This is a genomic window from Calothrix sp. UHCC 0171 (assembly GCF_034931845.1).
In the GTDB taxonomy this organism is placed as follows: domain Bacteria; phylum Cyanobacteriota; class Cyanobacteriia; order Cyanobacteriales; family Nostocaceae; genus Brunnivagina.
Window position 1 is genome coordinate 1 of the sequence record NZ_JAYGHN010000079.1, and the last position, 10,189, is coordinate 10,189.

Below are 10,189 nucleotides of genomic sequence, written 5' to 3' on the forward strand. Positions count from 1 at the left end.
GGTGAGAACAGGCCAGAGCATGTGAAAAATTGCCGTTAGGGCAAACTGAATTCGTGACAAGACAACGGTGTCTGCAAGAAAATCCATGAATTCTCCTTATTCTGGCAAGTTTTAGAGATACAAATTAAGATGAATGCTCCCCAATTCAATCAGATATTGAGCTTAGGCGACAAGTTAAATTTTTTACCAACTTTTAGGAAAATTTTATGGTTTCGGGGTTATGATAGCGCATTGCAGTCTAATCTTGTCTTCTCTTCTAATTAGAGCTTTCTGAATAAAAGTGGAATCTAGGGCATAAGTGGTTATTGAAAATTAATTACACATGACCATTATGGGCAGAGTTTAGTATTTGCAATGGTTTTAGATTTTCAGAATGTAACATTAATTTTCAACTCTTACTTATAAGGATTTCAAGCCTTTTTCCCTACATAAGTGCAAGGTTATAACGTCTAGAATTTCAAAACCCTCGCACTGAATATTACTCATTGTGAGCAATGATTTGCCATTCTAAAATTACTTCGGCAGGAATTTTGAACTCTATAGCTTGATTATCTTTCATCAGTAAAGAAAGATTGATTGCTGCTGCATTTGGCAATTTTTCCAATATATTATTAACTTCATATTCACCAACATTGTCAGATGGTGCTTGTTCCGCAAAGACATCTTTTGCATCAAAAATATTGCCATTTTTCGTGATTATTTGTAGAGGTTGGGGGTGGGTGAAATTGGCAGTACCAGGAAAAGCTACCAAACGTAAATTAATGCTAGGAGAATCATCACCTTTCACTCGCTTGAATAAAACCACCTGCCAAGCATTACCCTTATCATCTCGTAATTGATGTCTAGATTGATAAAGAATTTGACCAGGGGCTTCTTCTATAGTGCTGATTGTAGCCGCAGCAGATGCAGGATTAAAAGTTCCTAAGCCTAATAAAATTAATAAACCCAATGTACCCAGTAACAATAACCATGATAAAAATTGTCGAATTTTACACCACATAAAATTGCACCTCATTTTTTGCTTTTTTATTTAACACTAACATTACTTATTAGTGATATTTTCACTATTTTCTAAAGCCTCCTTCAGCCCATCAGGAATAAACACAGCATACATTCCCCGTAAATCCCCGACATGAAAATCAAAAGCAAGGTCTTGAGGATATTTATCTTTGATAAATTGAGGACGAGAATTTTTAGCACCATGACAAGCAAGGCAACTTGCGTCAATATTAATACGACGATAGTAGCGAATACCATCTTTACCGTTGAGTTTTTCTTGTTCCCAAAAGCCAATTAATTCGGGATTTTGTTCAAATTTAGTCAGTGCTATTTGGGAATGCAAATTATCGGGAGCATGAGCAGAATTGCGATATTTTTTAGCAATTTGTTTGACCTGCCAGCCATTTTCCTGACTAAGTTGTTTAGCCCTCATTCCCACTGGTTGACATACTTCTTTAAAAGTCTGGATGGTTGGCTCTTGTTTTTGACCTTCTAAGGTAGAAGCTAAACCGGAACGCATGGCATCTAAATATTCAATTTCTTGTACTGCTTTTGCTAATTGTGTCGGTTCAATATCAGCTTTAGCAATCGATGGATTCGAGATCAATAAAACTGAGATAATCAGAACTGCAAGAATGATTCTAGACAATAATTTAAACATAGTATTGAACTCCAGAAATTACATAACTGATGAAAATAAATCACAAACTTAATTTTTATAAGTAGTTGAAGGCAATTTTGAACTAACCGCAACTAATGACGAATCCGAAATATATTCATCTGCGATCGCTTCCACCAACGACAAACCCAAAACCCGCAAACCCCAACGCTCAAACCACGGTACAGACATTCCCAAGCGCATCTTAATTAAGAAAAATTTCTCAAAAGCTACCTTAATCCAACTCACCCAACGACCCTTTTTAGCTACAGAAATCCGTCGTTTTCCAGTTACAGAGTCGGGTAATACCGGAGCAGCAATAAAAATAATACCTGTATCGCCAAAATCTGCCATACAAATTGCTTCCAGGGTAGGTGTCACAGGTGCAGCTTGAATTACTCCTAATTCCCTGGCAATGTTATGAGCAACAGCTATCCCCATCGCTTCCGTCATTTGCCCAGTTTTTGGTACACCAATGGGTATGGGTGTCTTTTCCGGTGAAGTTAACTGCACCACCACACCTAGGCTGTAAATTGAGGAGAAATCTGGATGTTGATATGTCGGTAAAATAGGCACGAATCCTTTCTCGTCAGTTAATCCCTCTGCTGACTGCAAAAATGTCGCACCCCGGAAAGGTGGGAGTACCATTGAGTATTCAAAGGGTAAATTACGACCGTCTGCCAAGGTAATATTTTGGGAACTAATCTCAGTGATTGCCGCGTTTTCAATCAATTCAATATCTTGTTGCTGGAGTAATTGGGTCACCAACTCCCTTGAGTTTGCCATTCCCCCAATCCCCAAATGACCAGCATAGGGTTCCGGTGTCACTAAAGTAATCGGTACTTGATGACGCAAACCCCGTTGTCGCAACACATAATCTGCCAACAAAGCAAACTCATACAGAGGACCAAAACAGCTTGCTCCTGGCACTGCTCCCACTACTAAGGGTCCCGGATTCTCCAGAAACTTTCGCCATGCTTCCCGCGCCAATACAGCATGGTGGGGATTACATACAGATTGGGTATAACCTTGCTCTGGCCCTAATCCTGGGACTGCATCCAGTGCTAAGGATGCCCCTGTCGCAATAACTACATAATCATAATGAATAATTTTCCCGGCAATATTAAGGGTTTGTGCGTCAGGATTAAGTCCCGTAACTTTTCCTTCTATCCAATTAATCCCCCTTCCTAAAAGCAGATTTTCTATATCTAGTTGAATATTTTCCAAGGGAGTCAAATCGAAAGCAACCCAAGGTAGGGAAGGAATAAAGGTAAATTTGGGACTATCAGAAATCAGCGTGATGCGATCGCATTTCGGTAACAAATGCCGCAGTTCATAAGCTGTTGGCAATCCTCCTATCCCTGCACCCAGTACGACAACGTGAACCATGCTGATTACTCCGATTGCTGATAACGCAGGATATAGGAAAAGTGTCACCATCTAACCATTTCCGATTCCCACGTTTTTTAAATACTTGCGACAATACTATCTAACCAGATAGTAATACAATTATATTTTAAATTCAAGTTAACCCCTAAAAAGGAACTAACAAGTAAAAACAGAAGCATGGTTACTTAAACGCCAAAGTATAAAGTATACCGATTAGATAAAACCTGAGACGTAGAACCTTGCTATGAAAAGGATTGATCGCTACAAGTTAGTGTATTTTTTCGTCATTTCTACTTCCCCAATCTCTCTTTTTTGGTCTTGATCGAGAAATATGCCTATAGATTAATTGACTAAATTACCAGATAGTAATATAGTGAATGTATAAATAGTGTTGTCCAAAATATTCAAAAAGGTAATCAACACCTATACCGATATTAGGAAGTGGAGATTCATGTCAGAAAGTTTTCCTTTAGAAAGTCCTTCAATGTCGAGACGACAATTGCTTAACTTCCTCACAGGTGCAGTTGTTGCTACTACAGCGAGTACAGTGCTGTATCCTGCGGCTAAATTCTTTGTTCCTCCCACAGAAGCAGGTGAAGGTGGTTCTATCCTTGCTAAAGATATTAACGGAAATCTGATTCCGGCTAGCCAGATTTTGGCTGAAACCCCTGGAACTCGTGCTTTAGTTGCGGGTTTAGCAGCAGAACCTACTTACTTAACAGTACAGTCAGATGGTACTTTGCATCCCTGGGGAATTACTGATAACTGCACCCATCTGGGCTGTACTTTTCCTTGGAATCCCAACGACAGTCAATTCCAATGTCCCTGTCATGGTTCTCGTTATGATGCTGATGGGAGAGTGGCACGAGGTCCTGCACCTCTTCCTCTGAAGTTGACTCACGTTAAACTGGAAGGGGATTCTATTCGCATTTCTCCCTGGACAGAAATTGACCCTCGAACAGGGGAAAAACCTTGGTGGGTTTAGTAATTATCTTTCAATCAAAAATCAAATTAAATTTCAAGAATATGGAAATAAAAACCATGAAAATTGCAGTTGCTAGTCAAAATAAAAGTAGCGTAACAGACCATACAGGAAAATGCCGAAAATTTTGGATTTATGACATCAACTCTAGCGAAATCGTTAGTAAAGAGCTTTTAGAATTATCGGAAGAGCAATCTTTTCACAATACTTCTCGCCATCATCCCCATCCTCTTGATGGTATTCAAGTTTTGATTTCAGGGGGAATGGGAAACGGATTAATACGTCGTTTGGAGACACAGGGAATTGAAGTAATTATAACTCCAGAAAGTGAGGTAGATTGTGCTGTTAATGCTTATTTAAATGGCTCTCTTGTGAGAGAAACATCAGAATCTTGCGAGCATAAACACGAACATCATCATCGACACAATCATCACCATTGTCACAAACACGCTCACAAGGAAAAAATAGGTGTTGGTTAAAGGTAATGATTTTAGCTTTGCTAGAGAAAAATACTAATTATGATATTTCCTCATAATTACAAGATGTCTGTGGATTAGAAGTAGAGTATTAGGGGAAGTTTCTACTACTACTCTATTTTTTCCAATCAATATAATTAGTATTGAGGAATTACCAAAAAATTATACAGCTAGGCAAAGATTTTAAAGATGACATCCATTTTAGATTCACAACCAGAAGTTATTAATCTTTCTCCAGAAGAGTTTACCCAGTTATCTCATCCACCTCGGTTAATTGATGTTCGCAGTAGTTTTGAATATGGCATATTTCATGCTCCTAATGCTGTCAACCTTAGTCTTCCTCGTATTTTAATGGGGGGTAATTCTTGGCTACGTCATTGGGTTTTACCTGAGTGGTTTCAGAGATTACCTAAAGATGAACCTATTGCCCTAATTTGTCTAACGGCTCATCGTAGTCCAATTGCTGCCAAACAACTTATCAAAGCTGGATTTTCCCAGGTTTATAACGTTACTGGGGGCATGATGGAGTGGAAGGAATCAGGGTTGCCTACCTGTAAAGGAAAATAAGCTCAAATTCAGCCAAGATTATGAGCTTATTTACTAGCAACAATCACTGGTTGATGTTTACTGGTTTGTATTTTTGGTTATTGTTAGAAGTCTTTTTTCATGGTTAGAGAATTGTTCTGCCGATTGATAACCTCAAATCCCAAACGATGATATAACCTTAATGCTGGGTTGTTGGAAGATACACTTAATGAGACTGCGGAGTATTGATTTCTTACTTGTGAAAACAATTCACTCAGCAATTTAGTGCCAATACCTCGATCGCGATATTGTGGTAACACAGCGATTGATAACTCAGGTGTATGGTCATCAATATATCCGTATCCTGGATTGTTACTCTTAAAGATACGTAGCCATACTGCCCCAACTAAAGTTTGACCATCTTCTAAAACTGCAATCAAACCTTGATCTTCATTAAGTCCCCAATTTTGTACGTACTTTGCTAATTCTGGCTGAAATATTATCTCTTTCGGCAAAGGGGTAGTATCTGGGGGAACAAACAATGCCTGATAGAGCATTTCCCACAAAAAGGCTCATCATTTACCTCAATTGAGCGAATAATGTATGACATTTTATCGATGCCGATAAATACACAACGCTCTTAATGTTATCTAATCTGCCGATAGAGCTTATAACTATTTGCTTCAACATTATCTAATGAAAAAGAATTTAAACCCATGTGGAAAATATTATCCGCCCTGAAAAAAAATTTAGTTTGGTCAGTTCCTGCCTTTATGGTTGCAGGGATTATCTTTGGTGCCTTGACTGACGCGAGTTTCCTCAAAGCTGCGATCGTTCCTTTAACTTTCTTGATGGTTTATCCGATGATGATTAACCTTCAGATTGCTAAAGTCTTGGCTGGAGGAGACTTTAAACTGCAAGCCATTACTCAAATAATTAACTTTGCCGTCGTACCCTTCTTTGCTTTTGGCATTGGCAAATTATTTTTTAGCGATCGCCCTTTAGTTCTCTTAGGATTATTACTTACTTCCCTGCTTCCCACCAGTGGTATGACGATATCTTGGACTGGTTTCGCCAGGGGAAATCTCAATGCTGCGATTAAAATGACGGTGATTGGCTTGATTGCGGGTTCTTTGGCTGCGCCTCTCTATGCTAAATGGCTCATGGGTACGGCAGTAGAAATCCCCTTAGCTGATGTTTTTCAGCAGATTGTGATTATCGTCTTTCTGCCGATGCTGTTGGGATTTGTGACCAAAAAAATTCTGGTTGCCAGCGTCGGGGAAAGTAAATATAACAAAAGTCTCAAGCAAAAATTTCCGATTTTTTCTACCATTGGCGTACTCGGCATAGTATTTGTAGCAATGGCATTAAAAGCTAAGTCGATTGTTAGCAATCCGCTAGAAGTTCTCTCTTTCTTTATCCCGTTATTAATTATTTACGGCTTCAATTTTGTTTTGAGTACCATAATCGGCAAAGCTTTATTTAATCGAGGAGATGCGATCGCTTTGGTTTACGGTACGGTAATGCGGAATCTTTCTATTGCCCTGGCGATCGCCATTACTGTATTTGGTTCCGAACAAGGCTCGGAAATCGCTTTAATCATTGCTATGGGTTACATCATCCAAGTTCAATCCGCAGCTTGGTATGTCAAGTTAACCGATAAAATCTTTGGCGTACCTGCCATAGAAGCACAACTTGAATAAGCGATCGTAATTCAAACACACTTAATTATTGGAGAAATACTATGAGACATAGAAATAGAAACTGTAAGAAACAACCTTCCAAACAATGGGCAACAGCAGGAGCTTGTTTAGAAGTAACTTCCCCAAGCAATTTATCTTCTCAGGTAGTGGCAACTACCAACACCAGTTTAGATACCCAAACCCAACAGGCAATGATTGATGCCATTAATGATGAGTATCATGCTCGTGCCTTCTACAATGCAGTAATAGATAAATTTGGCGAGATCCGTCCTTTCAGTAATATTGTTCATGCTGAAACTCGGCACGCAGATCGATTGAGTCAGTTATTTAAGCGGTATGGCTTGCCAATTCCAGAGGATTCCTTTGCGGGAAAAGTAGAAGCACCCGAAACCATGGAAATCGCCTGTCAAATGGGTGTAGAAGCAGAAATTGCCAACGTGCAAATGTATGATAAATTCCTCGATTTTGTTCAAGAAAGTGCCTTAAGAGACACCTTTACCCAACTGCGTTCTATTTCCCAAAACAAGCACAAAGTAGCATTTGAAAGATGCCTTAATTCAAGAGGTTCAAAATTATAAATTATGAATTTATCAACTATTCAAAAACGTCTATTTGCCTGGGGCATGGGACAAGCTAATAATGCCGATGCTGATATAATTAAACTCCTTGATTGTTCTGAATTTAGTAGTTTAGGGGAACTCAAACAAGCATTATTAGGTAACTTGCACCACAAAGTCTTAGAAATTGGTCCTGGTGCGGGAGCAAGTCTTGCTTATTATCCCAAAGATATTCATTGGATTGGTATCGAACCCAATCCCTATATGCACCCATATCTAGAACGAGAAGCACAACAACAAGGACTAACTAACATCGAGCTGCGATCGGGTTCTGCGGAAAAATTACCCGTAGAGGATGAAAGTATCGATACCGTAGTTAGCACCCACGTTCTCTGTTCCGTTACAGATTTAGAAACTAGTTTGCAAGAAATTAAACGTGTTCTCAAACCTGGAGGTAGTTTTATCTTTATCGAACACGTTGCCGATTCACCTAATACTTGGATGCGGAAAGTTCAAGATGGGATTAATCCTATTTGGAAAAATTTGTTTGATAACTGTCATCTCAACCGCGAAACCTGGACGATTCTCGAACAAATTGGGTTAGAAACTGTTGATTACTATCAGTTCAAGCTGACTATTCCCCTGGTGAGTCCTCATATTGCGGGGATAGTTAGAAAGAAACCTTTAGAAATGCTGCAACCAGACACTATAAACACTTAATTAACACTCAAATTATTTAGATTCGGAGACAAAAAATGGAAACTACAATAAAAGATGGAGTCTTTATTCACATTAGTCGAGGTACAGAAGACCCCCACCGCGTCTTAATGGGATTAACCTTAGCTGAAAAAATGTTTGAGGATAAAGATGTCCTAGTTTTCTTTGATATTCAAGGGGTAGAAGTTCCTCTTAAAAATGGGAATGTAATAGAATTTAGGGAGTTTGAATCATCAACAATCCTATTAACTAAACTGATTAAAAAAGGTATTTTGGTATGCGTATGTCCCATGTGTTTAAAAGCTGCTAATCACCAACCAGAAGATTTAATAGAGGGGGTAAAATTGGCTGAAAAAGAAGCTTTCTTTAATTTTACTCAAGGACGTATTTTGTCTTTGAATTATTAATATAAGTAGGTGGGTTGAATTAAATATAAAATGATATAGCACTGCATAATCCTTATTTCACGGGCTTTTAAGAGGATTAATCATTTTACAAATAATTACGCCTTCCTACTTAATTACTGTTTTTTTGCACTTCATCAAAGGGATAAAAATTAATGGAACTTTCCAAGAAAAACCTTAATCAACGTCTTCACCAAATCTACGATGTGATTATTGTCGGTGGTGGGGCTGGGGGATTATCTGCTGGTATTTACTTACAAAGATTTAACCTTTCAAGTTTAATTATTGACAAGGGGAAAGCTCGTTCTTTCTGGATGCAAGAATTACACAATTATCTAGGTTTACCACCAGATACCCCTGGTAGAGTTTTATTACAGAAAGGCAAGGAACATTATGCATCTCTTGATGGTGATTTTCTCAATGCATATGTTGAGGAAGTTGTAGAGGAGGGAGAAACCTTTGCAGTCAAGGTTAAGGTGGGGCGTGTAAATGGTGTTGACGCAGTGTTTCGCTCTAAGTATTTGATTGCTGCTAGTGGTATTATTGACCATCTACCACCCTTAGATGAAATGCGGAATGTTTATGACTATGCTGGGTATAATTTGCATGTCTGCATGGTTTGTGATGGCTATGAAATGACGGATAAAAAATGTGGTTTCTTTGCAGGTAGTGAAGCCAGTATTGAAGAGATGGTATTTAACCTAAGCTGGTTTACACCCTACATTAACGTCTTTACCCACGGAACTTTTGCAGTTAGTCCTGGAATGCGTCAGCAGTTGCGAGAACATGGTTATCCCTTGGTGGAGACACCGATTAAACAATTTTTGGGACAAAATCACCAAATGACTGGTGTGGAATTAGTGGATGGTTCGGTGATTGAGTTAGAAACTGGTTTGATTTCTATGGGTTCCCGCTATCACAATACATATCTGCAAGGGATAAACCTGGAGGTGAAAGGGAGTAATTTGGTGACAGATAAAATGTGTCGGACTTCCCACCCACGAGTTTTTGCCATTGGTGATTTGAAGGTAGGGTTGAATCAGGTGGTAATTGCTGCGGGGGATGGTGCTTTAGCTGCGACGCAAATTTGGCGAGATATTCGTCGCGAGACTGGTGCGCGTCGTTGGGAGGAGAATTTAAAGGTAAATGTCTTCTAGCTAATTGGGGGGAATAACTCCCCAGCAACTTTTTTTGAATTTGTTGGTGAGGAAACAGTTATTTTGAGAGGGTTCCTAAAGCTTTGATCTGTTCAAATTCTTTAGCCCGCTTTTGTATTTGATCCCCAATGCGATCGCAAACTAATTCGCATAAACTGAAAATCACAGGGTCACTGATAGCATAGTAAACGCTAACCCCTTTTTGCTGACGAGATATCAAACCTGCTTGAGTCAACACTTTTAAATGTTTTGATAGATTTGGCTGTCCCAAGCCCGTCGCTTCACCCATTTCGGTAACGTTCATCGCGCCCGTTCTCAGACAACTCAAAATCTGTAAGCGGCTAGTTTCAGCAAGTACCTTGAAATACTCTGCAACGGGAGCAAGCAGTTCTGGAGAATTTTGTTGAGAAAGAGTCTTTGACATGAAGATTTAAGTTAATTATACTAATTATATTACTATATAGTAATTTTAGCCTATAATCCGGTTAAAAGTAAAGCCTATTTGTAATAATTAAGGCATAAAAAATACATAACTATTTTTTGGGTATTTGGATTACTTGTTGTTCGCTGCAAGATAAATTTTACAAACCATCGAGGGATTTTCTTGGTATTAATTTCCTTC

At 38.8% G+C, this 10,189-nt stretch carries 13 protein-coding genes; 8 read left to right on the plus strand and 5 right to left on the minus strand.

The window, feature by feature from the left end:
- Nucleotides 1-478 precede the first annotated feature (478 nt).
- From VB733_RS26680 to VB733_RS26690, 3 genes are read right to left on the minus strand one after another with little or no spacing between them, the layout of a single operon-like run.
- Nucleotides 479-1,000, minus strand: coding sequence for a DUF3122 domain-containing protein (locus tag VB733_RS26680; RefSeq protein WP_323343071.1), 522 nt, complete (start codon nt 998-1,000; stop codon nt 479-481).
- Nucleotides 1,001-1,042: 42 nt separating this feature from the next.
- Entirely contained in the window at nt 1,043-1,660 is a 618-nt protein-coding gene (locus tag VB733_RS26685; RefSeq protein WP_323343072.1) for a DUF3365 domain-containing protein, read from the minus strand.
- Between the two features lie 48 nt (nt 1,661-1,708).
- Nucleotides 1,709-3,046: an FAD/NAD(P)-binding oxidoreductase gene (locus tag VB733_RS26690; RefSeq protein WP_323343073.1), complete on the minus strand. Its 1,338-nt coding sequence runs from the start codon at nt 3,044-3,046 to the stop codon at nt 1,709-1,711.
- Nucleotides 3,047-3,497: 451 nt separating this feature from the next.
- Between VB733_RS26690 and petC the strand changes: the two genes are divergently transcribed.
- The 3 genes from petC to VB733_RS26705 all read left to right on the plus strand — a co-directional run bounded on the left by petC (nt 3,498) and on the right by VB733_RS26705 (nt 5,071).
- Entirely contained in the window at nt 3,498-4,031 is a 534-nt protein-coding gene (gene petC, locus VB733_RS26695; protein WP_323343074.1) for a cytochrome b6-f complex iron-sulfur subunit, read from the plus strand.
- 56 nt (nt 4,032-4,087) lie between these two features.
- Nucleotides 4,088-4,507 (plus strand): NifB/NifX family molybdenum-iron cluster-binding protein, encoded by a 420-nt coding sequence (locus tag VB733_RS26700; protein WP_323343075.1) that lies wholly within the window; start codon nt 4,088-4,090, stop codon nt 4,505-4,507.
- Between the two features lie 186 nt (nt 4,508-4,693).
- A complete protein-coding gene (locus VB733_RS26705) occupies nt 4,694-5,071 on the plus strand; it encodes a rhodanese-like domain-containing protein (protein ID WP_323343076.1) in 378 nt (125 codons plus the stop codon).
- Between the two features lie 83 nt (nt 5,072-5,154).
- Here the strand turns inward: VB733_RS26705 and VB733_RS26710 are convergent, their stop codons facing one another.
- The gene (locus VB733_RS26710; protein ID WP_323343077.1) at nt 5,155-5,586 is read right to left on the minus strand and encodes a GNAT family N-acetyltransferase; all 432 of its coding nucleotides are present in this window, start codon (nt 5,584-5,586) and stop codon (nt 5,155-5,157) included.
- A gap of 159 nt (nt 5,587-5,745) precedes the next feature.
- Here VB733_RS26710 and VB733_RS26715 point away from each other — a divergent pair, with 159 nt between their 5' ends.
- From VB733_RS26715 to VB733_RS26735, 5 genes are all read left to right on the plus strand, one after another.
- On the plus strand, nt 5,746-6,732 hold the full coding sequence (locus tag VB733_RS26715) for an arsenic resistance protein (protein WP_323343078.1): 987 nt from the start codon (nt 5,746-5,748) through the stop codon (nt 6,730-6,732).
- Between the two features lie 41 nt (nt 6,733-6,773).
- Entirely contained in the window at nt 6,774-7,310 is a 537-nt protein-coding gene (locus VB733_RS26720; RefSeq protein WP_323343079.1) for a ferritin-like domain-containing protein, read from the plus strand.
- A gap of 3 nt (nt 7,311-7,313) precedes the next feature.
- Nucleotides 7,314-8,009, plus strand: coding sequence for a class I SAM-dependent methyltransferase (locus tag VB733_RS26725; RefSeq protein WP_323343080.1), 696 nt, complete (start codon nt 7,314-7,316; stop codon nt 8,007-8,009).
- 35 nt (nt 8,010-8,044) lie between these two features.
- Entirely contained in the window at nt 8,045-8,413 is a 369-nt protein-coding gene (locus VB733_RS26730) for a DsrE family protein (RefSeq protein ID WP_323343081.1), read from the plus strand.
- 152 nt (nt 8,414-8,565) lie between these two features.
- Nucleotides 8,566-9,567 (plus strand): NAD(P)/FAD-dependent oxidoreductase, encoded by a 1,002-nt coding sequence (locus VB733_RS26735; RefSeq protein WP_323343082.1) that lies wholly within the window; start codon nt 8,566-8,568, stop codon nt 9,565-9,567.
- A 58-nt stretch (nt 9,568-9,625) separates the two neighbouring features.
- Here the strand turns inward: VB733_RS26735 and VB733_RS26740 are convergent, their stop codons facing one another.
- Nucleotides 9,626-9,991 carry a metalloregulator ArsR/SmtB family transcription factor gene (locus VB733_RS26740; protein ID WP_323343083.1) on the minus strand — a complete coding sequence of 122 codons (366 nt, stop codon included), beginning with the start codon at nt 9,989-9,991 and terminating at the stop codon, nt 9,626-9,628.
- Nucleotides 9,992-10,189: the final 198 nt, after the last annotated feature.

What these genes read in the sequence shown, in the direction of transcription:
- VB733_RS26680 (WP_323343071.1), bottom strand. Translation starts at nt 1,000, where the DNA reads ATGTGGTGTAAAATTCGACAATTTTTATCATGGTTATTGTTACTGGGT.
- VB733_RS26685 (WP_323343072.1), bottom strand. Translation starts at nt 1,660, where the DNA reads ATGTTTAAATTATTGTCTAGAATCATTCTTGCAGTTCTGATTATCTCA.
- VB733_RS26690 (WP_323343073.1), bottom strand. Translation starts at nt 3,046, where the DNA reads ATGGTTCACGTTGTCGTACTGGGTGCAGGGATAGGAGGATTGCCAACA.
- petC (WP_323343074.1), top strand. Translation starts at nt 3,498, where the DNA reads ATGTCAGAAAGTTTTCCTTTAGAAAGTCCTTCAATGTCGAGACGACAA.
- VB733_RS26700 (WP_323343075.1), top strand. Translation starts at nt 4,088, where the DNA reads ATGAAAATTGCAGTTGCTAGTCAAAATAAAAGTAGCGTAACAGACCAT.
- VB733_RS26705 (WP_323343076.1), top strand. Translation starts at nt 4,694, where the DNA reads ATGACATCCATTTTAGATTCACAACCAGAAGTTATTAATCTTTCTCCA.
- VB733_RS26710 (WP_323343077.1), bottom strand. Translation starts at nt 5,586, where the DNA reads ATGCTCTATCAGGCATTGTTTGTTCCCCCAGATACTACCCCTTTGCCG.
- VB733_RS26715 (WP_323343078.1), top strand. Translation starts at nt 5,746, where the DNA reads ATGTGGAAAATATTATCCGCCCTGAAAAAAAATTTAGTTTGGTCAGTT.
- VB733_RS26720 (WP_323343079.1), top strand. Translation starts at nt 6,774, where the DNA reads ATGAGACATAGAAATAGAAACTGTAAGAAACAACCTTCCAAACAATGG.
- VB733_RS26725 (WP_323343080.1), top strand. Translation starts at nt 7,314, where the DNA reads ATGAATTTATCAACTATTCAAAAACGTCTATTTGCCTGGGGCATGGGA.
- VB733_RS26730 (WP_323343081.1), top strand. Translation starts at nt 8,045, where the DNA reads ATGGAAACTACAATAAAAGATGGAGTCTTTATTCACATTAGTCGAGGT.
- VB733_RS26735 (WP_323343082.1), top strand. Translation starts at nt 8,566, where the DNA reads ATGGAACTTTCCAAGAAAAACCTTAATCAACGTCTTCACCAAATCTAC.
- VB733_RS26740 (WP_323343083.1), bottom strand. Translation starts at nt 9,991, where the DNA reads ATGTCAAAGACTCTTTCTCAACAAAATTCTCCAGAACTGCTTGCTCCC.